General features: G+C 73.4%; 17 protein-coding genes. 8 read left to right on the top strand and 9 right to left on the bottom strand.

Features of this window, described 5'->3' with window-relative positions; genetic code table 11:
• Nucleotides 1–108: 108 nt before the first annotated feature.
• Together OG989_RS17295 and OG989_RS17290 are read left to right on the top strand one after the other, a co-directional pair.
• Entirely contained in the window at nt 109–2613 is a 2505-nt protein-coding gene (locus tag OG989_RS17295; RefSeq protein ID WP_151455210.1) for a DEAD/DEAH box helicase, read from the top strand.
• A gap of 356 nt (nt 2614–2969) precedes the next feature.
• The gene (locus tag OG989_RS17290; protein ID WP_327027591.1) at nt 2970–4340 is read left to right on the top strand and encodes an MFS transporter; all 1371 of its coding nucleotides are present in this window, start codon (nt 2970–2972) and stop codon (nt 4338–4340) included.
• 61 nt (nt 4341–4401) lie between these two features.
• Here the strand turns inward: OG989_RS17290 and helR are convergent, their stop codons facing one another.
• Complete coding sequence (helR, locus tag OG989_RS17285) at nt 4402–6549, bottom strand: RNA polymerase recycling motor ATPase HelR (protein ID WP_327031183.1); 2148 nt, start codon at nt 6547–6549, stop codon at nt 4402–4404.
• 426 nt (nt 6550–6975) lie between these two features.
• A complete protein-coding gene (locus tag OG989_RS17280) occupies nt 6976–7359 on the bottom strand; it encodes a hypothetical protein (protein WP_327027590.1) in 384 nt (127 codons plus the stop codon).
• Nucleotides 7360–7553: 194 nt separating this feature from the next.
• On the opposite strand from OG989_RS17280, the gene OG989_RS17275 reads away from it, so the two are divergent.
• The 3 genes from OG989_RS17275 (at nt 7554) to OG989_RS17265 (ending at nt 11390) form a co-directional block, all read left to right on the top strand.
• Nucleotides 7554–8198, top strand: a complete 645-nt coding sequence (locus OG989_RS17275; RefSeq protein ID WP_327027589.1) for a hypothetical protein — start codon at nt 7554–7556, stop codon at nt 8196–8198.
• A 258-nt stretch (nt 8199–8456) separates the two neighbouring features.
• The gene (locus tag OG989_RS17270) at nt 8457–10241 is read left to right on the top strand and encodes a hypothetical protein (protein ID WP_327027588.1); all 1785 of its coding nucleotides are present in this window, start codon (nt 8457–8459) and stop codon (nt 10239–10241) included.
• A 57-nt stretch (nt 10242–10298) separates the two neighbouring features.
• Complete coding sequence (locus OG989_RS17265; protein WP_327027587.1) at nt 10299–11390, top strand: glycosyltransferase family 2 protein; 1092 nt, start codon at nt 10299–10301, stop codon at nt 11388–11390.
• Between the two features lie 22 nt (nt 11391–11412).
• Here OG989_RS17265 and OG989_RS17260 read toward each other — a convergent pair whose 3' ends face one another.
• Genes OG989_RS17260 through OG989_RS17245 form a run of 4 tightly spaced genes read right to left on the bottom strand, consistent with a single transcriptional unit; the run spans nt 11413 to nt 15365 of the window.
• Nucleotides 11413–12357, bottom strand: a complete 945-nt coding sequence (locus OG989_RS17260; RefSeq protein ID WP_327027586.1) for an ABC transporter substrate-binding protein — start codon at nt 12355–12357, stop codon at nt 11413–11415.
• Nucleotides 12357–13205 (bottom strand): ABC transporter ATP-binding protein, encoded by an 849-nt coding sequence (locus OG989_RS17255; protein ID WP_121395555.1) that lies wholly within the window; start codon nt 13203–13205, stop codon nt 12357–12359. Before OG989_RS17255 ends, OG989_RS17260 begins: the two co-directional genes overlap by 1 nt.
• A gap of 25 nt (nt 13206–13230) precedes the next feature.
• Nucleotides 13231–14322: a FecCD family ABC transporter permease gene (locus OG989_RS17250; protein ID WP_327027583.1), complete on the bottom strand. Its 1092-nt coding sequence runs from the start codon at nt 14320–14322 to the stop codon at nt 13231–13233.
• Entirely contained in the window at nt 14319–15365 is a 1047-nt protein-coding gene (locus tag OG989_RS17245; RefSeq protein WP_327027582.1) for a FecCD family ABC transporter permease, read from the bottom strand. Before OG989_RS17245 ends, OG989_RS17250 begins: the two co-directional genes overlap by 4 nt.
• Nucleotides 15366–15519: 154 nt before the next feature.
• Between OG989_RS17245 and OG989_RS17240 the strand changes: the two genes are divergently transcribed.
• Complete coding sequence (locus OG989_RS17240; protein WP_132235870.1) at nt 15520–15879, top strand: YciI family protein; 360 nt, start codon at nt 15520–15522, stop codon at nt 15877–15879.
• 12 nt (nt 15880–15891) lie between these two features.
• On the opposite strand, the gene OG989_RS17235 is transcribed toward OG989_RS17240, so the two are convergent.
• Nucleotides 15892–16332: a cytidine deaminase gene (locus tag OG989_RS17235; RefSeq protein WP_132235868.1), complete on the bottom strand. Its 441-nt coding sequence runs from the start codon at nt 16330–16332 to the stop codon at nt 15892–15894.
• A gap of 168 nt (nt 16333–16500) precedes the next feature.
• Here OG989_RS17235 and hrpA point away from each other — a divergent pair, with 168 nt between their 5' ends.
• Complete coding sequence (gene hrpA, locus OG989_RS17230; protein WP_327027580.1) at nt 16501–20523, top strand: ATP-dependent RNA helicase HrpA; 4023 nt, start codon at nt 16501–16503, stop codon at nt 20521–20523.
• On the opposite strand, the gene OG989_RS17225 is transcribed toward hrpA, so the two are convergent.
• A complete protein-coding gene (locus OG989_RS17225) occupies nt 20490–21830 on the bottom strand; it encodes an FAD-dependent oxidoreductase (protein WP_327027579.1) in 1341 nt (446 codons plus the stop codon). The two genes, hrpA and OG989_RS17225, sit on opposite strands and share 34 nt — an antisense overlap.
• A gap of 165 nt (nt 21831–21995) precedes the next feature.
• Entirely contained in the window at nt 21996–22925 is a 930-nt protein-coding gene (locus tag OG989_RS17220; RefSeq protein WP_327027578.1) for a LysR family transcriptional regulator, read from the bottom strand.
• 77 nt (nt 22926–23002) lie between these two features.
• Between OG989_RS17220 and OG989_RS17215 the strand changes: the two genes are divergently transcribed.
• The gene (locus OG989_RS17215; RefSeq protein WP_225852390.1) at nt 23003–23692 is read left to right on the top strand and encodes a succinate dehydrogenase cytochrome b subunit; all 690 of its coding nucleotides are present in this window, start codon (nt 23003–23005) and stop codon (nt 23690–23692) included.
• Nucleotide 23693: the final 1 nt, after the last annotated feature.

Here is a 23693-nt window from a genome sequence, read left to right as displayed (position 1 = left end):
AAGGGCCCCCTGTCAACGGATTCCGTTGCACGGGGGCCCTTCCTGACACCCTGGGCGCACGGATCCGGTTGGCGCTCGGGGGCATGACCCAGGCACCATGGACGCGCTATGACGCTCACCGCCGCGCTGCCGACAAGCGCCGACCCCGACACCCTCTTCGACGCGTTCGCCGGCTGGGCGAAGGAGCGCGGCCTCGACCTCTACCCCCACCAGGAGGAGGCGGTCATCGAGATCGTCTCCGGCGCCAACGTGATCATGAATACGCCGACCGGTTCCGGCAAGAGCCTGGTCGCGATCGCGGCGCACTTCGCGGCCCTGGCCGACGACCGGACGACCTTCTACACCGCGCCGATCAAGGCGCTGGTGTCGGAGAAGTTCTTCGCCCTCTGCGAGGTCTTCGGCGCGGACAATGTGGGCATGCTGACCGGCGACGCCAGCGTGAACGCCGACGCGCCGATCATCTGCTGCACCGCCGAGATCCTCGCCAACCTGGCGCTGCGCGAGGGCGACCGGGCCGACGTCGGCCAGGTGGTCATGGACGAGTTCCACTTCTACGCCGAGCCCGACCGGGGCTGGGCGTGGCAGGTGCCGATCATCGAGCTGCCGCAGGCCCAGTTCGTCCTGATGTCCGCCACGCTGGGCGACACCACCCGCTTCGTCGACGACCTGACCCGGCGTACCGACCGGCCCACCGCCGTCGTCCGCTCCGCTGAGCGGCCGGTCCCGCTGATCTTCTCGTACGCGATGACGCCGCTGCACGAGACCCTGGAAGAGCTGCTGGAGACGAAGCAGGCACCCGTCTACGTCGTGCACTTCACCCAGGCCGCCGCCCTGGAACGCGCCCAGGCGCTGATGAGCGTCAACGTCTGCACCCGCGCCGAGAAGGACATGATCGCCACCGCGATCGGGAACTTCCGGTTCACCTCCGGGTTCGGCAAGACCCTGTCCCGGCTGGTCCGGCACGGCATCGGCGTGCACCACGCCGGGATGCTGCCCAAGTACCGTCGGCTCGTCGAGACCCTCGCCCAGGCCGGCCTGCTCAAGGTCATCTGCGGCACCGACACCCTCGGCGTCGGGATCAACGTGCCGATCCGCACCGTGCTCTTCACCGGCCTGTCCAAGTACGACGGGGTGCGCACCCGGCTGCTCAAGGCGCGCGAGTTCCACCAGATCGCCGGCCGGGCCGGGCGGGCCGGGTTCGACACCGTCGGCCGGGTGGTCGTGCAGGCCCCCGAGCACGTCATCGACAACGAGAAGGCGCTCGCCAAGGCCGGCGACGACCCGAAGAAGCGGCGCAAGGTGGTGCGCAAGAAGCCGCCGGAGGGCTCCATCGGCTGGGGCAGGCCCACCTTCGACCGCCTGGTCGAGGCCGAGCCGGAGCCGCTCACCTCCAGCTTCCAGGTCAGCCACTCGATGCTGCTCAACGTCATCGGCCGTCCCGGCGACGCGTTCGCCGCGATGCGGCACCTGCTCACCGACAACCACGAGGACCGCGCCGCCCAGCGCCGGCACATCCGGCGGGCCATCGCCATCTACCGGGCGCTGCGCGCGGGCGGGGTCGTCGAGCAGCTCGACGAGCCCGACGAGACCGGGCGGCGGGTCCGCCTCACCGTCGACCTCCAGCTCGACTTCGCCCTCAACCAGCCGCTCTCGCCGCTGGCGCTGGCCACGATCGAGCTGCTCGACGTCGAGTCCCCCGCGTACGCCCTCGACGTGCTCTCGGTGGTCGAGTCGATCCTGGACGACCCGCGCCAGGTGCTCTCCGCGCAGCAGTTCAAGGCGCGCGGCGAGGCGGTCGCCGCGATGAAGGCCGAGGGCATCGAGTACGAGGCCCGCCTCGAACTCCTCGACGGGGTGACCCACCCGAAGCCCCTCGCGGAGCTGCTGGACTCGGCGTACGAGATGTACCGGCAGGGGCACCCCTGGGTGGCCGACCACCAGCTCTCCCCCAAGTCCGTCGTCCGGGACATGTACGAGCGGGCGATGACCTTCACCGAGTACGTGCAGTTCTACGGGCTGACCCGGTCGGAGGGCCTGGTCCTGCGCTACCTCGCCGACGCGTACAAGACGCTGCGGCAGACCGTGCCCGAGGACGCCAAGACCGAGGAGCTGGTCGACCTCATCGAGTGGCTCGGCGAGCTGGTCCGGCAGGTCGACTCCAGCCTCATCGACGAGTGGGAGCGGCTGCGCAACCCCACCGACGCCGCCGAGGCCGCCGAGGCGCTGGACGACCGGGTCCCGGCGGTCACCCGCAACGCCCGGGCCTTCCGGGTGCTGGTGCGCAACGCCCTGTTCCGCCGGGTCGAGCTGGCCGCCCTGCGCCGCTGGTACGACCTCGGCGAGCTGGACGCCGCGTCGGGCTGGGACGCGGACGCCTGGGCCGACGCGCTGGAGCCGTACTTCGAGGCGTACGACTCGATCGGGGTGGGTCCGGACGCCCGCGGCCCGGCGCTGCTGATGATCGAGCAGGGCCGGGAGCGGTGGACGGTCCGGCAGATCCTCGACGACCCCGAGGACGACCACGACTGGGGGATCAGCGCCGAGATCGACCTCGCGGCCTCCGACGAGGCGGGCGCGGCGGTCGTCCGGATCACCTCGGTCGGCCAGCTCTAGCCACCGCGACGACCGTGGGGGCCGGCTCCGGCCGGCCCCACCGCGGTGCTCCGGTGCCCGCAGGCAGGTATCGCGTTGCCGGGGTGAACCGCCCTGGACTAGGTTGACCCCGTGCCCGCCTCGGACAGGGTGCGCCGCCCCTAGCGGCGGCGCGAAACCCCAGACTGCCGAACGCTCTGCGTTTCCGCTCCGCCGCATCAGCGACCCTTCGCCGGTGTGGCCGTCCGAGCTGCCCGGCTCCGCATGCGATGTCCGGAGCCTTTCGTGAACAATTCTGCATCCACCTGTCCCGTCCCCTGTGACGCTCCCCGCTTCCGTCTCCTCCTGACCGCCGTCGTCCCGGGTCGGTGGTCGCGGTGAACGCGCGTGCCCTCACCCTGACCGCGGTGCTGTTGTCGTCGCTGTCGTTCCCGCTGACCATCACCGGGGCGTCCGTCGCGCTTCCCGGCATCCAGCACGACCTCGACACGTCGCTCACGACGGCGCAGTGGGTCGTCAACGGCTACAACCTCTGCTTCGCGGCGTTCCTGGCCTTCGGCGGCTCGCTCGCGGACCTGCTCGGCAAGCGCCGCCTCTTCACCGCCGGGGTCGCGGTCTTCCTCGCCGGCAGCGTGCTGTGCGTGCTGGCCCGGGACGCCACGGTCCTCAACCTCGCACGCGTCCTCGCCGGCACGGGTGCGGCAGCGGCGACGGCGACCGGTCAGTCGATCCTGGCGGCGACCTTCGGCGGACCGGCCCGGACCCGGGTGTTCGGCGCGCTCGGCGCGGTCCTCGGCGTCGGCCTCGCGTTCGGACCCACGATCTCCGGCCTGCTGGTGGACGCGCTCGGATGGCGGGCCGTCTTCGCGGTCCCCGCCGCGCTGGCGGGAGTCGTGCTGCTGGTGTGCCCCTTCCTGCCCGCCCTGCCTGGCGCGAGAAGGAGGATCGACTGGGCCGGCGGCACGCTGTTCACCGCCGCGCTCGCGCTCCTCATCTGGGCCTTCGTCGAGGCACCCGCCCTGGGAGCCTCGCATCCGTCGGTGCTCGCCGCGCTTCTCGCCCTCGTGATCTGCGGGATCGCGTTCGTACGCGTCGAGAAGCGCGGCACCGACCCGATGTTCGACCTCGGCCTCCTGCGCGACCGGAGCTTCGTCGGGTACTCGCTGGTCGCCGCGACCATGATGGGACTGCTCGTTCCCCTTCTGGTCTACCTGCCCTCCTACCTCATCGACGTCGCCGGCCTCGACGCCGGACGAGCCGGGCTGTGGATGCTCATGCTCACCCTGCCCTCGGTGGCCCTGCCCCCGGTCGGCGCGGCGGTCGCGCATCGCTCGCCCCGCCTGCTGTCGGTCGGGGCGATCGCCCTCGGCACGGCCGGCATGTTCACCCTCACCACCATCGGGCCCGACAGCACACCGGGTTCCCTCCTGCTCCCACTGCTGCTGATCGGGACCGGTGTCGGCGCCACCACGGGCGTGATCGACGGACTCGCCATCTCCAGCGCGCCCGTCCGACGGGCCGGCACCGTGGCCGGGCTGTTCAACACCGGCCGGCTCGTCACCGAGACGATCGCGCTCGCGCTCGTCGGCTCCACCCTCGCCATCGTCAGCGGCGGGCACCTCGCCGGCGACGGCTTCACCGCCGCGCTGCGCGTCGTCGCGACGGCGCTCGGCTGCTTCGGCGCCGCCTCCGCCGTCGCCGTCGGTCTCCTCCTGCGACGACGGGATGCCGGGCGCCCGGCGGCGTGACGCCGCTGACGCCGCCCGTCCCGGCGCCCGCCGCGTGCCGGGACGCGCGGCGGGCGCGTCGTCAGGAGGTGGTGAGGACGACGAGCTGCCGGGTCGCCCGGGTCATCGCGACGTAGCGGTCGACCGCTCCCTCGACGCCGGCGCCGAACGCCTCCGGGTCGACGAGGACGACCAGGTCGAACTCGAGCCCCTTCGCCAGCTCCGGGGTCAGCGACCGGACGCGGGACGTCGCCCGGAACGTGGGGTCGCCGATGACGCAGGCGGTCCCCTCGGCGTGGGTGGCGAGCCAGGTGTCGAGGATCGAGTCCCGATCGGCGGCGGATCCGCGTACGACGGGAGCGCCGCCGCCGCGGATGGAGGTCGGCACGTTGGCGTCGGGGAGCACGGCCCGGATGACGGGCTCGGCCTCCGCCATGACCTCCTCCGGCGTCCGGTAGTTGACGGTCAGGGAGGTCACGGTGATCCGGTCGAGCCCGATGCGCTCCAGCCGTTCCCGCCACGACTCGGTGAACCCGCGCCGGGCCTGGGCGCGGTCCCCGACGATGGTGAAGCTCCCCGACGGGCAGCGCAGCAGCAGCATCTGCCACTCGGCGTCGGTCAGCTCCTGGGCCTCGTCCACCACGATGTGGGCGAACGGTCCGGCGAGCAGGTCCGGCTCCACGTGAGGCAGGGCGGTCTCGTCGACCAGGGCGTCCTGGAGGTCCAGCTGGCGCAGGCTCGACAGCACGCCCTCGCCGTCGTCGTAGGTGTCGGCCTCGATCAGGTCGTCGACGACGGCGGCCATCCGCGCGCGTTCGACGGCGACGACGGCCTCCTGCCGGCGCCTGCGCCCGGACGCCTCCGCGTCGCCGAGCCGCTGCCGTGCCGCGTCCAGCAGCGGCAGGTCGGACACCGTCCACGCCCCGGCGTCGCGGCGCTGGAGGGTGCGGACCTCGTCGGGGCTGAGCCAGGGAGCGCACCGGCGCAGGTAGGCGGGCACCGACCACAGGTCGCCGACGAGGTCGGTCGCCTCGATCAGCGGCCAGGCCCGGTTGAACGCCGTACGCAGCTCCCGGTTGCGCAGCAGCGAGGCGCGGACCACGTCGTCGGGCTCGTCGCCGTCGTACTTCTCCACCAGGATCGTGAGCAGCTCCTCCCAGACCTCGTCGCGCGCCTCGTTGTGGGGCGTACCGGGCCCCGGCGCCTCGAACGCCTCGGTCCAGTCGGCGGCGCGCAGCCGGATGTCGGCCTCGTCCGTGCTGACCGTCATCGGTACGGTCGGCGGCTCCTCGTAGAACCTGACGGCCGACTCGATCGCCTTCACCATCTCCGCCGACGACTTCAGGCGGGCCACCTCCGGGTCGGTCTCGACGCTCGCCGAGGCCCCCTCGGGTACGAGGTCGCGCAGGGTGCAGGTCTGCACCTCCTCCTCCCCCAGGCTGGGCAGCACGTCGGAGACGTACGCCAGGTAGGGCTGGTGCGGCCCGACGAACAGCACGCCGCCACGGCGGTGACCGAGGCGTGGGTCGGCGTAGAGCAGGTACGCCGTGCGGTGCAGCGCGACGACGGTCTTGCCGGTGCCGGGACCGCCGTCCACGACGAGCGCCCCGCTCGACCCCGCGCGGATGATGGCGTCCTGGTCGGCCTGGATCGTGCCGAGCACGTCGCGCATCCGCGGCGACCGGCTGGCGCCCAGGCTGGCGATGAAGGCGGACTGGTCGTCGAGCGCAGCGGCGTGCCCCTCGAGGGCGTCCGGGGTGAACACCTCGTCCCAGTAGTCGGTGATCCGGCCGCGCGTCCAGCGGTACCTGCGGCGGCTCGCCAGGCCCATCGGGTTGGCGTGGGTCGCCGCGAAGAACGGCTCGGCCGCGGGGGAACGCCAGTCGAGCAGCAGCCGCCCGCCCGCGCCGTCGGTGAGGCCACGCCGACCGACGTACGCGGGCGCGGGATCGTGGGCGCCGACCATCCGGCCGAGGCAGAGGTCCACGCCGAAGCGGCGCAGTGTGCGCAGGCGGGCGGCCAGCCGACGGACCTCCATGTCCCGGTCCACCGCCTGCCGGCCCTTGCCACCGGGGGCCCGGCGCTCGGCGTCGAGGCGGTCGGACAACTCGGTGCTCGTCCGCTCGATGCTCCCCGCGACGGCCGCGAAGTGCTGCTCGTCGGCGGCGATCAGCGTCGGATCGGCCTTGGCGGCGAGGTGGTCGGGAAGGTCGAACACACTGGTCGTCAGGCGATCCACGTCAGCAACTCCACTCTCGTTCCGGCTCCCGGCTCCCGGCTCGCGATGCCGTGCGCCGCACGCGCGCACCGGGCGTCCGCCATCGGCTCGACGTCTCCACTCGGCCGTACGTCGACGGCGACCCACGCTTTCGCCGGTCCCGTTTCCGCAGCTCGCGGCCTTGGCCGGGTGATTCTGCGGCACGGACCGGGTCTTGCCGCAAGCCCCCGGGTGCGATATACATTGAAAAGGGAAAGGGGTGGCCACACTCCCTTTCCCTTTGTTTCTTTCCGGGGCGGAAAGCCCTTCGGAATCGGCACCGCACAAGGCGGGCACCGCACAAGACGACAGCGGGGCGCGCCTCGGTGCGGGCCGTCGGCGCGGATCCCCCGCGCGCACGGGGGATGGCCTTCTCGCGCGCCCGCCCTCGGGCGGCAGCTATGCGCTGGGTACGCGGACCACGTCGTCGAAGAGTTCCTGCAGTCGGTCCCGGCAGCGCAGCAGAAGGCCGGTGATCTCGTCGAACGTCACCGCGTCCACCCGGCCGTGCTCCGACCACAGCGCCCGAACGGCTCGCTGGCTCTGCGTCAGATACAGCTCCGCGGAGTCGAGCAACCTGCTGAACTCGTCGTGGCGGTCCGCGGCGGCGAACCGGACCAGGTCGCGTGCGGCCAGCAGGGGATCTCCGGGGACCGCGAAGACGGTCGCCGGATCGTCGCCTGCCTGGTCAGCCACGATCCGCGCGAGGAAGTACTCGAGTTCGGCCGCGGCCAACGTCAGCCTGCCGACTGCCAGGACCGTCTCATCGGTGAGCCGCTGCATCGGCTCACCGTATCCGAGCACCGGCCCACGGCACCTCACCTCTCCGCGTGTCCCGCGCTCCCCCGCACCTCGATGGTCGGTACCGGTCGGCCGTCGGCGGACCGGGCAAGAGAGTCCCTGCGAACCCTGGGAGATGTCACACCCGTCGATTAGAATGTGTGTACTAATCGAGGTCCTGACCTGGGAGGACGCCCGTGAGCACGCCCGCCTCCGCCCCACCCACCCCCTACGCAACCCTGCTCGGCTTCACCCGCTACGTCGACCGCATCGGCCCGACGAAGGCCACCTTCGTCGGGGGCCTGCGCAAGCAGCGGGCCAGCCGCTCCGGCTTCAACCCGCACGGCCAGTTCGTCAAGGCGCTCAAGGCCGACATCGCCTTCCACACCGGCGGCACCCACCTCGACCAGGTGGTCGACGTGGTCAAGCCCCGCTGGCGACCGCTCTACCAGGCCCTCGTCCCCGGCGCGACGACCTGGCTGCGCTCCCTCGGCGAGCCGAGGGCCGTCGACCTCGCCCAGACCCGCGACGCGCTCGCGATGCTGGGCGACCTGCCCGTCAAGGTCAACCCCCAGTTCGGCGTACGGCACGCCGACGGTCGCGTCGAGGCCGTCCGACTGCACTTCGACGAGGCGCCGCCCAGCGAGGAGGCGACGCTCGCCACCTTGCACCTGATGACCCGGCACATGGACGCGGTGCTTCCGCACGCCGAGCCGGTCCTGGTCGACGTCCGCCGTGGCGAGGCCCACCGCATGCCCACCGACGCCCGCCCGGAGCAGATCGAGCGCTGGCTGGCCGGCGAGGCGGCGGCCTTCCGGGCCATCTGGGCCACCGCCGCCTGATCCCTTCCCACCACCCACCCACCCGATCCCGATCGCCCGGTCCGGCCGACGTGGCCGGGCCGGGCGCCGACCGGGAGCCGCGACACCGCCGGCCGGGCCGCGCGGCCGGGATCCGCGACACCCGCCGCCGGGCCGCGCGGGCCGGCGGGTCGGAGGACGTGCGGGCGGCGCCCCGGGCGGGTCGGCCAACCCGCCCGGAAGCCCACATCCCGGGCGGCGGATCGACACGGCGGCCACCATCGTGAATCATCTATCTTCATGACCACCGGGTCCACGGACGCCCGACCGTCCGCCGAAATCTCCGACCACGACCAGGTTCCCGACCCCGGGGACCCCGGCCGACGGGACCGGTGGGGCTGGCTGCGCCACGAATGGACACTGGCGGTGCTCGGCGGGCTGCTGCTGGCGGTGGTGCTGACCTGGCCGACGATGCGGCATCCGGCGAGCACCATCCCCGGCGACATCGGCGACCCCACGTTGCAGGCGTGGCAGATGGCCTGGGCCGGGCACGCCGTGCTCAACAACCCGGCCGGCCTCTGGCACTCGAACACGTTCTTCCCCGAGACCTACACGTACGTCTACAGCGACACCCTGCTCGGCTACGCCCCGTTCGGGATGCTCGGCTCGGGCTTCGAGGCCGCCCTGGTCCGCTACAACGTGATGTACGTGCTGGTGCACGCGTTGGCCTTCGTCGGGGCGTACGCGCTGGCCCGGCAGCTCGGGGCGGGCCGGTTGGGCGGGGCGGTCGCCGGGATCGCGTGGGCGTACGCGCCCTGGCGGCTGGCGCACTCCGGCCACCTGAACATCCTGTCCAGCGGCGGGATCGCGTTGTGCCTGGCGATGCTGGCGCGCGGCCACGGCTGGTCGCTGCGGCACGGCTACCGGCCGGAGCGGCGGCGACCCGGCTGGGCCCTCGCGGGGTGGCTCGTCGCCGCCTGGCAGATCAGCCTGGGCTTCGGCATCGGACTGCCGCTGGTCTACTTCCTGCTGGCCGCGGTGCTGGTCGGGGCCGGCGGCTACGGCTGGTCCTGGTGGCGGCGCGGGCGACGACCCGCGTTCGGCCGACGGCTGCTGGTCGCCGACGTGGCCGGTGGCGCCGTCTTCGGCGCGGTGACGCTCCTGCTGGGCCTGGTCTACCTGAAGGTCGTCGACCTCAACCCGCAGGCCGAACGGTCGTTGGCCTGGACGGAGATGTTCTCGCCGCCGCTGATCGGCTTCGTCACCGCCCCGGCGGACTCGTGGTGGTGGGGCGAGCGGCACGCGGCGGCGCGGGAACAGCTGTCCTGGCCGCCGGAGATGGCGCTGCTGCCCGGGATGGTTCTGCTCGCGTTGGCCGCGGCGGGGCTGTTCGTCTCGGTGTACCCGGCCCGGCACCGGGTCGCGTTGGCGCTCGGGGTGCTCGGCACGGTGCTGCTGGGCCTGGGCGTCACCCTCGGCGGCGACGGCGATCCGGGCTACCTGACGCTGTCGAAGCACCTGCCGGGCTGGGACGCGCTGCGGACGCCGGGCCGGATGATGCACTGGACGAGCCTGCTGCTGGCGGTGCTGGCGGCGGGCACGGTGACGGTGTTCGCCACGGCGGTGCGGCGCTGGTCGTCCCGGGGCTGGGCCAGGCTCCTGGCACCGGTGCTGCTGTTGGTCCCGCTGGCCCTGGTCGGGCTGGAGGGGGTCAACCGGACGCCGCATCCGGTGGTGCCGACGCCGCCGGCCGCGATGCGTACGGCGGCGGAACCGATGCTGGTGCTGCCCGCCGGCGGCGCGGTCGACCTGATCTTCATGTTGTGGACGACGGACGGGTTCCCCCGGGTCACGAATGGGCTGGGCGGGTTCGAGCCGGTCACCCAGGCGCAGACCCGGGCCGCGACGCCCACCTTCCCCGATGCGGGCAGCGTGGCCTACCTGCGGGGCATCGGGGTGCGGTCCGTGGTGGCCCTGCCGGGCTGGACCGCCGGGACGCCCTGGGAGGGCATCGCGGACCGGCCGATCGACGGGCTCGGCATCACCCGGGAGGAGATCGATGGTGTGCTGGTCTACCGCCTCTGAGCGGGGCGGCGCGAGGCGCGGCGCGGGGCGGGCGTCCTCGGGCGCCGGCCGGGCGGGGTGACGCAGGTGCGCCTTTCGCTGGTGGTGCCCTGCTTCAACGAGGAGGCCTCGGTGGAGCGCCTGCACACGGCGGTGACCGCCGCGGTCGCGGAGCTCACCGACGTCGACATCGAGGTCGTCTACGTCGACGACGGCAGCTCCGACGGCACCCTCGTGGCGCTGCGCCGGCTCGCCGCCGCCGATCCCGCCGTGCGCTACACGTCGCTGAGCCGCAACTTCGGCAAGGAGGCGGCGATGCTGGCCGGGCTGGAGCGGGCCACCGGCGACGCGGTGGTCATCATGGACGCCGACCTCCAGCACCCGCCCCGGCTGCTGCCCGACATGGTGGCGTTGTACCGGCAGGGTTTCGACCAGGTGATCGCGCGCCGGGACCGGCGTGGTGACCGCCTCGTCCGGATGCTGGCCTCGCGGTCCTTCTACCGGGTGGTCAACTGGTGGATCGACGTGCGGCTGCTGGACGGGGCGGGTGACTTCCGGCTGCTGTCCCGGCTGGCGGTGGACGCGGTGCTGGCGATGCCGGAGTACAACCGCTTCTCCAAGGGGCTGTTCTCCTGGATCGGCTTCCGGACGGTGGTGGTCGCGCACCGCAACGAGACCCGGCAGGCGGGCCGGAGCAGGTGGACGTTCGGCAAGCTGTTCAACTACGCGTTCGACGGGCTGCTGTCGTTCAACAACCGGCCGCTGCGGCTAGCGATCTACGGCGGCCTGTTCCTCACCCTGATCGCGGTGGTCTACATGGCCTGGGTGGTCGCCGACGCCGTCAGCAAGGGAATCGACGTTCCCGGCTACACCACCATCATCGTCAGTGTGATCGGTCTCGGCGGCATCCAGATGACGATCCTGGGCGTGATCGGCGAGTACATCGGCCGGATCTACTACGAGACCAAGCGTCGGCCGCACTACCTGGTCCAGGAGACCGAGGACCTGGTCACGCAGGACGGGGAGACGCCCCGGGTGCCGGAGCAGCCGGCGGTGCACCCGACCGAGCGGTTCCGGCAGGGCGGGCCGGCCCGCGAGGACCTCTCCCGGTACCGCTCGCTGCGGCGTGCCGCCGGCGAGTCCGTGACGGGTGACGCGCGGCAGCCGTAGCGGCTGCCGCGCGCGACACGGGTCAGGCGGTGAGGTACTTCGCCAGGTCGTCGAGGATCTTGTTGGCGGCACCGATGCCGATGCCCGTCATCCAGATCTCGTCGGAGACGACGTGCGACTTGCCGGCCTTGACCGCCGACAGCCCCTTCCAGAGCGTCCCGCCGGTGACCTTGGCCTGCTCGGCGGCGGCCTTCTCGCCGTACGCGGTGACGAAGATGACGTCGCCGTCGACCTCGCCGATGCGCTCCGGGCTGACCCGGTCCATCCGCCGGTCCTCCTTGCCGGTGAGCTGCTGGCGCTCGGGGCGGCCCAGCCCGGTGTCGCCGATGACGATGCCGGAGAACGAGTCCGGCCCGTACACCCGGATCTCCGTCGGCATGAAGCGGACGATGGAGACCTTGCGGTCGGCGGCGTCGCCGAGCTTGCCGCCGAACTCCCTGGCCCGCGTCTCGTACGCGGCCAGCAGGTCCTTGGCCTGCTGCTCCTTGCCGAGCGCGGCGCCGTCGAAGAGGAAGTTCTCCTTCCAGGTGATGCCGACCTTCTCGGTGAAGACGGTCGGCGCGATGGCGGCCAGCTCGTCGTAGAACTTCTCCTGGCGGAACTTGCTGCCCAGGATCAGGTCCGGCTTGAGGGCGTTGATGGCCTCCAGGTCGGGCTCGGTGAGCACCCCGACCTCCTTGATTCCGGCGAGCTTCTCCTCGCCGAAGTAGGTCGGCCAGCTCCGCGCCTCGCCGGCGGTGGCGGCGCCGACCGGTGTGACGCCGAGTGTCAGGGCTGTGTCGATCTTGTCTGTGTCGAGCACGACGACCCGCTTGGGCTCCACCGGCACCTTGGTGGTGCCCATGGCGTGGACGATCTCCCGGGTCTGTCCGGTGGTGGTGTCGGCGACCGGGTCGCTCTCACCGCAGGCGGTGAGACCGACGCCGAGGGCCAGCGCCGCGGTGAGGGCGGCGGCAAGACGACGCATCAGATTCCTTTCGAAGGGTGCGAGCCGGTCAGCGGCGTCGCCGCGTTCCCGGCGGGCAGGCGGGTCAGGGAGGGACTGGTGAGCGCGGGCACCACCAGGGGCGCCCCGGTCACCGGGCAGGGCACGACCACGCAGTCGAGGCCGAAGACGTCGCGGACCAGGTCGGCGGTGAGGATCTCCCGGGGCGGCCCGGCGGCCACCACCGCACCGGAGCGCATGGCGATCAGGTGGTCGGCGTACCGGGCGGCCTGGTTGAGGTCGTGCAGTACGGCGACGACCGTGCGGCCCCGCTCGACGCGCAGCCGGTGCAGCAGGTCCAGCACCTCCACCTGGTGGGCGAGGTCCAGGAAGGTGGTGGGCTCGTCCAGCAGCAGCGCCTCGGTGTCCTGGGCGAGGGTCATGGCGATCCAGACACGCTGCCGCTGGCCCCCGGAGAGGGTGTCGACCGGCCGGTCCGCCAGCGCCGTCACGTCGGCGAGCGCCATGGCCCGGTCGACGGCGGCCCCGTCGGACTCCGACCACTGCCGCCACCACCGCTGGTACGGCTGCCGGCCCCGGCCGACCAGGTCCGCGACGGTCACCCCCTCGGGCACCAGCGGGCTCTGCGGCAGCACGCCGAGGCGGCGGGCGACCTCGCGGGTCGGCAGGTCCCGGATGGCGGTGCCGTCCAGCAGCACGGCGCCGCGCCGGGGCGTGAGCAGGCGGGCCATGGTGCGCAGCAGGGTGGACTTGCCGCAGGCGTTCGGCCCGACGATCACCGTGAACGCGTCGCCGGGCAGCTCCAGGTCGAGCCCGTCCAGCACGGTCCGCTCGTCGTAGCCGGCGACCAGGTCGCGGGTGGAGAGCATCACGCCTCCTTGCCAGGGTGGGACATCACGAGGGCCGCCGCCGACCGCGGAGCAGCAGGAAGATCAGGTACGGGCCGCCGATGGCGGCGGTCAGCACCCCGGCGGGCAGCTGGGTGGGGGCGAACAGCCGCCGGCCGCCCAGATCGGCCAGCACCAGCAGCAGGGCCCCGAGCAACGCGGCGCAGAGCAGCGGCGGGCGCTCGGTGCGGACCAGCCGGCGGGCCAGCTGCGGGGCGACGAGGGCCACGAAGTCCACCGCGCCCACCTGTGCGGTGACCATCGCGGCGGCCAGCACCCCGGTGCCGGCGAGGCCGACCCGGCGGGCCGCCGGGCGCAGGCCGATCCCCCGGGCGGTGTCGTCGTCCAGGGCGGTGCTGTTCAGCGCCCAGCCGGCCCAGGCCAGCACCGGCAGGAGCGCGGCCAGGGTGAGGGCGATCCACAGGCTCTCGTTCCAGCCCTTGCCGGCGAGCGTGCCGATCAGCCAGATCTGCGCGCGCAGCCCGTCGATCGGGTCGGCGGTGAGCAGGACGACCTCGGTCAGGGCCCGCAGCGCGAAGGCGACCGCCACGCCGGCGAGCACGAACCGCTGGGCGGCCAGCCCGTGCCGGGCGCCGAGGAGGAACAGCAGTGCGGCGGCGACCAGCCCGCCGAGCAGCGCCGCCGGGGCCACGAGCACCGCCGCGGCGCCAGTCGTCAGGGCCACCGTCGCGGCGAGGCCGGCGCCCTGGGTGATGCCGACGACGTCGGGGCTGGCGAGCGGGTTGCGGGCCACGCTCTGGATCAGCGTGCCGGCCACCCCGAAGGCCGCGCCGGCGACCGCGGCCAGCACCAGCCGGGGCAGTCGCAGGTCGAGGACCACCAGGTCGTACGGGGTGCCGGCGCCGGAGAGGGCGCGCAGCACGTCGGCCGGGGCGACGTACGGGGTGCCCAGGGAGAGGCTGAGCACCCCTGCGGCGAGCAGCAGCACGACCAGCGCGGCGGCGACCAGCACGGAGCGGCGGCGGACCTGCACGCTGACCGGGCCGATCCGCACGAGCGACCGCCCCGGCAGCGCGGTGACGCCCACCCGGGGACGGCCCGCCGGTCGCCCGGCGGCGGGGGCGGCGGGGGCGCTCACGCCGTCACGACCTTCGCGCGGCGGACCAGGAAGGCCAGCAGCGGGGCACCGATCAGCGCGGTGACGATGCCCGCGGGCACCTCCCCGGGCGGCGCGACGAGCCGCCCGACGACGTCGGCGCCGAGCAGCAGCGCGGGCCCGAGCAGCGCCGAGACCGCGAGGGTCCAGCGGTGGTCGGCGCCGACCAGGGCGCGGGCCAGGTGCGGCACCGCGAGCCCCACGAACGCGATCGGCCCGGCGGCGGCGACGGCCGCCCCGGTGAGCAGCACCGCGGCGACGCCGCCGCCGATTCGGACCAGCCCGATCCGGTGCCCGAGGCCCCGGGCCACGTCGTCGCCGAGGGCGAGCGCGTCCAGGCCCCGGGCGACGAGGGCGGCCAGGACCAGCCCGGCGAGCACGAACGGCACCACCTGGGCGGCCACCGTGAGGTCCCGGCCGGTCAGCCCGCCGACCACCCAGAAGCGGTACTCCTCGAAGGTGCGGGCGTCCATGCTGAGCAGCGCGTACACCACGGAGGCGAGGCTGGCGTCGAGGGCCGCGCCGACCAGCGCGAGGGTGACCGGGCTGGCGCCCTCGCGGGCCTTGGCCGCGACGGCGAAGACCAGCACGCCGGCCCCGAGCGCACCGGCGATGCCGAACCAGACGTACCCGGCCAGCGTGCTCACACCGAAGACGGAGATGGCCAGCACCACACCGAACGAGGCGCCGGCGCTGATGCCGAGGATCCGCGGTTCGGCCAGCGGGTTGCGGGTGAGGGCCTGGAAGAGGACACCGGCGACGGCGAGCGCCAGCCCGACGGCGAGGCCCAGCGCGGTGCGCGGCATCCGCAGTTCCCGCACGATGGTGGCGGCCTCGCCGCCGTCCGGTGCGATGAGCGCGCGCCACACCTCGTCGACGGCCAGCGCCCGGCTGCCGAGCGCGAAGCTCGCCAGCACGGCCAGCAGCAGCACCAGCGCGGCGGCGACCGTGACCGCGAGCCGACGACCCCCACGCGCCCGGGGCCGGGTGCCGGCAGGTGCCGGGCGGGTGGCGAGGGTGGTCACGAGGCTCCTGCACGTTCGGGCTTAGGGTCGCCTTACCGTAGCGGAACGCCCTGGCCGGGCCTAACTCGCCGTCGTCGATCCGGGCGGCGCTGAGCAGGGCGGACGGCGCCGGATCCGGTCGGGCGGCGGCCCCGGCCGCCCTAGGGTTGTCAGCATGCGATTCGACCAGCACACCGTGGTGCTCCTGAGCCGGCCGACGGACGCGCCGCAGCTACCGCTGGACGCGGCCGACCGGTTGCAGGACGCCCACCTGGCCCACCACGCGGGGCTGGTGGAACAGGGGCTCGTCCTGGCCGCGGGGCCCTTCGTCGACGCCGACGACGAGCGGCTGCGCGGGTTCGTCGTGCTCTCCATCTCCCCGCAGGAGGCCCGAGAGCTCTACCACAACGACCCGGCCGTGCGGGCGGGGCGGCTGGGCGTGCAGGTGATGAGCTGGATGGTGCCGGAGGGCATCGTGCGGTTCGAGAGCGTGCCGATGCCCCGGTCGATCCTGGCGGCCGCCGCCGGCGACTGACGGCCCGGGACGTCAGTCGGCCGGTCGCGGCGCGGGGAGCGGGCCGGCGGGCCCGTCGAGCTGCTGGTCGGCCCAGACGTACGTCTCCGGCAGCAGTTCGGCGACGTGCACCACACGCAGCGCGTCCATCGGCCCGACGATGACCCGGACGGTGGGGAAGTAGTCGCGCAGCACCTGCCGGCAGCGCCCGCAGGGCGGGATCACCCCGCGCCCCCGGTCACCCACGGCGACGATCGTCTCCAACTCGGTGACGCCCTGGGTGGCGGCGGCGCCGACCGCGACCACCTCGGCGCAGGGGCCACCGGTGAAGTGGTAGACGTTGACCCCGGTGAAGACCCGGCCGTCGGTGGTCCGCGCGGCGGCGGCAACCGTGTGGTTGTCGCTGCGGCAGCGCAGCTTGGCGACCGCCGTGGCGGCCTGCACCAGGGCCCGGTCGGTGTCGCGCATCGTCATCCAGTCCCCCGTGGCCAAGGTCGGTCGACGCCCCACTCTAGTCCGAGGCGGCACCGCCGCGCTTGCCCTGACGGGCGCCGCCGGCGGGCGTGCGCGCGGGCGGCCCGGGGCGGGGCGGCGGTAACCCGGGGGCGGTCCGGCCGTCGGCTGCCTATCCTTGGCGACGACATGCAGAATCCAGCCGCACCCGCCGCGACCGACCCCGTCCGCGAGCTGCACCGCCGCCTCCGTCCCCTGATGTTCCGCGACCAGCGCCGCCTGCAACGGCGCCTGGACGGGATACGCCGGCTGCGCGACCCGCAGCGCCGGGAGTCGGCGCTCGACGAGATCGCCGCCGACGTGGCGCGGGCCGAGGCGCTGCTGGCGGGCCGGCGCGCCGCCGTACCGGTGGTCACCTATCCGGCCCAGCTGCCGGTCAGCGAGCGCAAGGACGACATCGCCGCCGCGATCCGCGACCACCAGGTGGTGATCGTGGCCGGCGAGACCGGCTCCGGCAAGACCACCCAGCTGCCGAAGATCTGCCTGGAGCTGGGGCGCGGGATCACCGGGCTGATCGGGCACACCCAGCCGCGCCGGCTGGCCGCGCGTACGGTGGCGGACCGGATCGCCGAGGAGCTCGGCACCGAGCTGGGCGACGTGGTCGGCTACAAGGTGCGCTTCAGCGACCAGGTGAGCGACCGCAGCCTGGTCAAGCTGATGACCGACGGCATCCTGCTCGCCGAGTTGCAGACCGACCGGATGCTGCGCCAGTACGACACGCTGATCATCGACGAGGCGCACGAGCGCAGCCTCAACATCGACTTCATCCTCGGCTATCTCCGGCAGCTCCTCCCCCGCCGCCCCGACCTCAAGGTGATCATCACCTCGGCGACCATCGAGACCGAGCGGTTCGCCCGGCACTTCGCGGGTCCGCCCACCGCCGACGAGCCCGACGGCGTACCGGCGCCGGTGGTCGAGGTCTCCGGGCGCACGTACCCGGTCGAGGTGCGGTACCGGCCGCTGGTCGAGGTGGCCGAGGGCGAGGACGACGGGGAGGACGAGGAGAACGTCCGCGACCAGGTCCAGGCCATCGGCGACGCCGTCGAGGAGCTGGCCGCCGAGGGCCCCGGCGACGTCCTGGTCTTCCTGAGCGGCGAGCGGGAGATCCGCGACACCGCGGACGCGCTGGGCAAGCTGGTGGAGAAGAAGCCGGCGCTGCGCGGCACCGAGATCCTGCCGCTGTACGCCCGGCTCTCCACCGCCGAGCAGCACCGGGTCTTCGCCCCGCACGCCGGGCGCCGGGTGGTGCTCGCGACCAACGTGGCGGAGACCTCGCTCACCGTGCCCGGCATCAAGTACGTGGTGGACCCGGGTACGGCCCGCATCTCCCGCTACAGCAGCCGGCTCAAGGTGCAGCGGCTGCCGATCGAGCCGGTCTCGCAGGCGTCGGCCAACCAGCGCAAGGGGCGCTGCGGGCGCACCTCGGACGGCATCTGCATCCGCCTCTACGACGAGCAGGACTTCCTGTCCCGCCCGGAGTTCACCGACCCGGAGATCCTGCGCACCAACCTCGCCTCGGTCATCCTCCAGATGACCTCCATCGGGCTCGGCGACGTCGCCGCGTTCCCGTTCATCGACCCGCCGGACCGGCGCAACGTCGCCGACGGCGTCAACCTGCTGCACGAGCTCGGCGCGCTGGACCCGGCCGAGGCCGACCCGGCGAAGCGGCTCACCCCGCTGGGCCGGCGGCTGGCGCAGCTCCCCGTCGACCCGCGGCTGGCCCGGATGGTCGTCGAGGGCGAGCGCAACGGCTGCGCCACCGAGGTGATGGTGATCGCCGCCGCGCTGTCCATCCAGGACCCCCGCGAGCGGCCCGCCGACAAGCAGGCCCAGGCCGACCAGGCGCACGCCCGGTTCACCGACCGCGAGTCGGACTTCGTGTCGCTGCTGAACCTGTGGCGGCACCTGCGCGAGCAGCAGCGCGAACTGTCGTCCAGCGCGTTCCGACGGATGTGCAAGGCCGAATACCTCAACTACCTGCGGGTACGCGAGTGGCAGGACATCGTCAGCCAGTTGAGGCGTACCACCGAACAGGCTGGTGGGCGACCGGCCGACGGCGGCGGCGGGCGCCGGGGCGGCGCGGACCTGCCGGAGGAGATCGACACCCCGAAGGTGCACCAGTCGCTGCTGCCTGGCCTGCTGTCGCACGTCGGGCTCAAGGACGCGCAGAAGCACGAGTACCTGGGCGCCCGGGGCGCGAAGTTCGCGCTCTTCCCCGGCTCGGCGCTGTTCAAGAAACCGCCGCGCTGGGTGATGGCGGCCGAGCTGGTGGAGACCTCCCGCCTCTGGGGCCGGGTCGCCGGCCGGGTCGAGCCCGAGTGGGTCGAACCGCTGGCCCAGCACCTGGTCAAGCGCAGCTACAGCGAGCCGCACTGGGAGAAGAAGCAGGCGGCCGTGATGGCCTACGAGAAGGTGACCCTCTACGGCATCCCGCTGGTCACCTCACGCAAGGTCAACTTCGGCCGGATCGACCCGGCGCTGTCCCGGGAGCTGTTCATCCGGCACGCCCTCGTCGAGGGCGACTGGCAGACCCACCACCACTTCTGGGCCGACAACCAGCGGCTGCTGGCGGAGATCGAGGAGCTGGAGCACCGCGCCCGGCGCCGCGACATCCTCGTCGACGACCAGACCGTCTTCGACTTCTACGACGCGCGTGTCCCGGCCGACGTGGTCTCCGGGCGGCACTTCGACGCCTGGTGGAAGAAGACCCGCCGGGAGCAGCCCGACCTGCTCACCTTCACCCGGGAGCTGCTGGTCAACGCCGGCCGCACCGGCGTGGACGAGACCGACTACCCCGACGAGTGGTCCGCCGACGGGGTGACGCTGCCGCTGACCTACCGGTTCGAGCCGGGCACCCCGACCGACGGCGTGACAGTCGACATCCCGCTGCCCCTGCTCAACCAGGTGCCGGCGGAGAGCTTCGACTGGCAGGTGCCCGGGCTGCGCGAGGAGTTGGTGATCGCGCTGATCCGCTCGCTGCCCAAGGCGGTGCGCCGCAACTTCGTCCCGGTGCCGGACTTCGCGCGCGCGGCGCTGGCCGCGATGCCCGCCGGCGAGGAGCCGCTGCTGGACGCGCTGACCCGGCAGTTGCGCCGGATGACCGGCGTCACCGTGCCTCGGGACGCGTGGGAGCCGGAGAAGCTGCCGCCGCACCTGCGGGTCCGCTTCCGGGTGCTCGACGAGGAGAACAAGCCGGTCGCCGAGGGCAAGGACCTGCCGGCCCTGCAACGCCAGCTCAAGGCGGAGGTACGCCAGGTCGTGGCCGCCGCCGCACCCGACGTCGCCCGCACCGGGCTGCGCGAGTGGAGCATCGACACGCTGCCGCGCACCATCGAGCAGGTCCGCTCCGGGTACGCGGTGACCGCGTACCCGGCCCTGGTCGACGAGGGCGACACCGTCGGGGTGAAGGTCTTCGACTCGCCCGCCGAGCAGGAGGCGGCGCACTGGGCGGGCACGCGGCGGCTGCTGCGGCTCACCGTGCCGTCGCCGGCGAAGTTCCTCCAGGGGCGGCTGTCCAACGAGGCGAAGCTGGCGCTGAGCCGCAACCCGCACGGCGGCGTGCAGGAGCTGATCTCCGACGCGGCCGGGGCGGCCATCGACAAGCTGATCGGCGACGCGGGCGGCCCGGCCTGGGACGCCGAGGGCTTCGCCGCCCTGCGGGACAAGGTCCGGGCCGACCTGGTGGACACCGTGGTCGAGATCATGGACCGGGTGCGCCGGGTGCTCGCCGCCGCGTACGCGGTCGAGCAGCGCCTCGGCGCCACGCGGAACCTGGCGGTGGTGGCCGCGCTGGCCGACATCCGGGCGCAGCTGAACGGGATGGTGCACAAGGGCTTCGTCACCGAGACCGGCTACGCGCGCCTGCCCGACCTGCTGCGCTACCTCACCGCGATCGAGCGGCGGCTGGACCGGCTGCCGGGCAACCCGCAGCGCGACAAGCAGCAGCAGGACCGGGTGGCGGTGGTGCAGAAGGAGTACCAGGAGATGCTCGCCGCGCTGCCGCCGGGGCGCCGGCAGTCGACGGCCGTCCGGCAGATCCGCTGGATGGTCGAGGAGCTGCGGGTGAACGTCTTCGCCCAGGCGCTGGGCACCCCGTACCCGGTGTCGGAGCAGCGGATCTACCGGGCGATGGACGAGGCCGAGGGCAGGTAGGCCGACCGGCGCAGCACCCGCAACAGCACCGGCGGGGAGAGCAGCCGCGTCGGCGGGTCGACGAGGTTCACCACCCGCAGGAACGCCGCGCCCAGCGCCGGGTCCCGGGTCGCCGCCTCGTGCAGCCGGCCCACGTACGCGTTGACCAGGCGTACCCGCGGCGAGCGGCGGCCGGGCACCTCGGGGAAGCGCAGGTCGGTGCCGACGGCGATGGACCACGGCCCGTCGATCAGCCGGGCCGCGCCCCGGAAGAACCGCCGGGCGAGCCGGTCGGACGGCCGTCGCAGCAGTCGGCGCAGCAGCAGGGCCTCCAGCGCGGCCACCGTCATGCCCTGCCCGTAGACCGGGTTGAAGCTGCACACGGCGTCGGCCACCACCAGGTAGCCCGCCGGGAAGCGGCGCAGCCGCTCGTAGCGCCGCCGCACGCTGGCCGGGAACTTCATCGTCGCCGGTGGGCTCTCCGGCCGCGCCGTACGCAGCAGGTCGGCGATCTGCGGGGCGGCAAGGGTCTCGGCGAAGGCGGTCATCCCCTCGTCGTCGGCCGGCGGCTCCTCGCCGAGCATGCCGCTGAGCGCCACCGCGAACCGGCCCTGCTCCTGCACGGCGACGATGCCGCCCCGGGGCTGGCCGGGCACGGCGTTGGTCAGCGCGCCGAGCAGCCCCTCCAGGTGGTGCGGCTCCCGCCGGTAGGTGCGGGTGAGGTAGGTGACGCCGACCTTGACCCGCTCCTCCGGCGCCGGCCGGTAGCCCAGCTCGGCCAGCCACACCGGGCTGCGGGTGCCCCGGCCGCCGGCGTCGACGACGAGGTCGGCGGCGACGGTGGTCGGGTCCCCGTCGCGGAGGCGCAGCCGTACGCCGGTGACCCGTCCCCGGTCGAGGGTGGTGGTCAGCCCCTCCACCTCGCAGCCCGCCACGATCCGAACCCCGGGCAGGGCGGCCACCCGCTCCCGGACGACCTGCTCCAGCAGCGGCCGGCTGACCCCGAGGGCGAACAGCGGGGACGGCGCGCGCCGCATCCGGTGGCCGTTGTTGTACCAGTGGACCTGCTCGTGCAGGTCGACCGTGGGCACGCCCCGCGCGCTCAGCTCCGCCGAGATCCCGGGCAGCAGCTCCTCGAACGCCTGCCGGCCCCGGGTCAGCAGGACGTGCAACTGCCGCCCCTGCGGTACGCCCCGGCGGCTCTCCGCCTGCTCGGGCAGCAGGTCACGGTCCACGAGGGTGACCCGCTCGTACGCCTCGGTGAGTGCGCAGGCGGTCAGCAGCCCGCCCATGCTCGCGCCGATCACCACGGCGCTGCCCGTTGCCATGCGGGCAGCGTAGGCAGGCCGGCGGGGCCCGGTCGTCTTCCGTCGTGCGCACCTGGCGGCGTCGGATGGCGCGGCCGGGCGGCCTGGGACGGCACGGCCGGGCGGCGTGGGACCGGCGCGTTCCGGCGCCGTGGGACCAGTGCGGCCGGGCGCGTGCCGGCGGCGTCAGAGGGGCTCGACGCCCGGCGGCAGGTCCCCGCCGGTGGTGGCGTCGCGGACGTAGTCCAGCAGTATCCGGCGCAGCTCCCGGCCGGCGTGGGTGGGCACCACGTCGCGGCGCCGGGCGACCGCGATGGTCCGCCGGACGCCGGGTGGGGCCAGCCGGGTGACGCGCACGCCGGGGCGCCGGGCCACCACGATGCCGGGGACCAGCGCGACGCCCAGCCCGGCCTCGACGAAGCTCAGCACCGCGTCCATCTCGCCCCCGTCGACGGCGATGGTCGGCTCGAAGCCGGCCTCCCGGCAGGCCTGGAGGGTGGCGTCGCGCAGGTCGTAGCCCTCCCGGAACATCACCATCGGCTGGTCGCGCAGGTCGGCGACGCGCAGCTGACCGGTCTCCGGGCTCACCGACAGCTCCTCGACGGAGGCGACCACCAGGCTCTCCCGCAGGATGGGGTCGGCGCGCAGCCCCGGGTCGGCGCCCTGGGCCGGCATGATGATCAGTGCCAGGTCGAGGTCGCCGCGGAGCAGGCCGCGGACCAGGTCCTGTGAGCCGCTCTCCTCCACCCGAAGGTCGATGGTGGGGTGGGCGTCGCGGAACCGGCGCAGCACGGGTGGGGCGAGCGAGGTGGCGAGGCTGGGGGTGGCGCCGAGCCGGACCCGACCACGGCGCAGGCCGACCAGCTCCTGCACCTCGCGGGTTGCGGTGTCGACGTCGGCGAGGATCCGCTTGGCCAGCGGCAGCAGCACCTCACCGGCTGCGGTGAGCGTGATGTTGCCCCTTACCCGCTCGAACAGCGGGGCGCCGAGGCCGTCCTCGAGGGCGTGAACTTGCTTACTCAACGAGGGCTGGGTGATGCCCACGATGTCGGCGGCTTGGGTGAAATGTCGTACTTCGGCCACCGCAACGAAGTACTTCAGCTGATGGAGCTGCATCTACATAGCCTATAGCTATCAAGACTGCGAGTTCGATGCATTGGACGACTGAATCAAGTGCTCCTAGCGTCGATCGCGTGGTAGTCACGAGAACTCGGTCGCCCATCCGCTCCAGCGTCGGCCTGAAGGCCGTCATGGCGGTGACGGGCATCATCCTGGTGCTGTTCCTCATCGCGCACATGCTCGGCAACCTGAAGATCTTCACGGGGGCGACCTCGTTCGACCACTACGCGCACTGGCTGCGCGAGATCGGCGCCCCGATCCTGCCCGGCGTGTGGTTCCTGTGGATCCTGCGGATCGGGCTGCTGGCGGCGGTGCTCGGCCACATCTGGGCCGCGACCGCCCTCGCCGTGCGCGCCCGCGCCGCCCGCCCGGTGCAGTACGCGCACCGCAAGAAGGTGCAGGGCAGCTACGCGGCCCGCACCATGCGCTGGGGTGGCGTGATCATCCTGCTCTTCGTGATCTACCACATCCTGGACCTCACCACCGGCACGCTGAACCCGGTCGGCGACCCGAGCCGGCCGTACGCCAACGTGGTGGCCGACTTCGCCCCGGAGCGCTGGTACGTCACGCTCTTCTACACCCTGGCGGTCGTCACCCTCGGCTTCCACCTGCGGCACGGCCTGTTCAGCGCGCTGCGCAGCCTCGGCCAGCAGAGCCCGCGCGGCGAGCGGCGGGCCCGAGCCGTGGCGCTGGGATTCGCCGTCGTGCTCTGCGCCGGCTACCTGGCGGTCCCGTTCGCCGTACTCACCGGATTGGTGTCCTGAC

Source organism: Micromonospora sp. NBC_01740 (genome assembly GCF_035920365.1).
Taxonomy (GTDB): Bacteria; Actinomycetota; Actinomycetes; order Mycobacteriales; family Micromonosporaceae; genus Micromonospora; species Micromonospora reichwaldensis.
This window is presented reverse-complemented; position numbering and strand designations above follow the sequence as displayed.

Coding starts and splice junctions, on each gene's coding strand:
- OG989_RS17225 (WP_327027579.1), bottom strand. CDS start 21,830: ATGGCAACGGGCAGCGCCGTGGTGATCGGCGCGAGCATGGGCGGGCTG.
- OG989_RS17280 (WP_327027590.1), bottom strand. CDS start 7,359: ATGCAGCGGCTCACCGATGAGACGGTCCTGGCAGTCGGCAGGCTGACG.
- hrpA (WP_327027580.1), top strand. CDS start 16,501: ATGCAGAATCCAGCCGCACCCGCCGCGACCGACCCCGTCCGCGAGCTG.
- OG989_RS17240 (WP_132235870.1), top strand. CDS start 15,520: ATGCGATTCGACCAGCACACCGTGGTGCTCCTGAGCCGGCCGACGGAC.
- OG989_RS17235 (WP_132235868.1), bottom strand. CDS start 16,332: ATGACGATGCGCGACACCGACCGGGCCCTGGTGCAGGCCGCCACGGCG.
- OG989_RS17220 (WP_327027578.1), bottom strand. CDS start 22,925: ATGCAGCTCCATCAGCTGAAGTACTTCGTTGCGGTGGCCGAAGTACGA.
- OG989_RS17255 (WP_121395555.1), bottom strand. CDS start 13,205: ATGCTCTCCACCCGCGACCTGGTCGCCGGCTACGACGAGCGGACCGTG.
- OG989_RS17270 (WP_327027588.1), top strand. CDS start 8,457: ATGACCACCGGGTCCACGGACGCCCGACCGTCCGCCGAAATCTCCGAC.
- OG989_RS17295 (WP_151455210.1), top strand. CDS start 109: ATGACGCTCACCGCCGCGCTGCCGACAAGCGCCGACCCCGACACCCTC.
- OG989_RS17260 (WP_327027586.1), bottom strand. CDS start 12,357: ATGCGTCGTCTTGCCGCCGCCCTCACCGCGGCGCTGGCCCTCGGCGTC.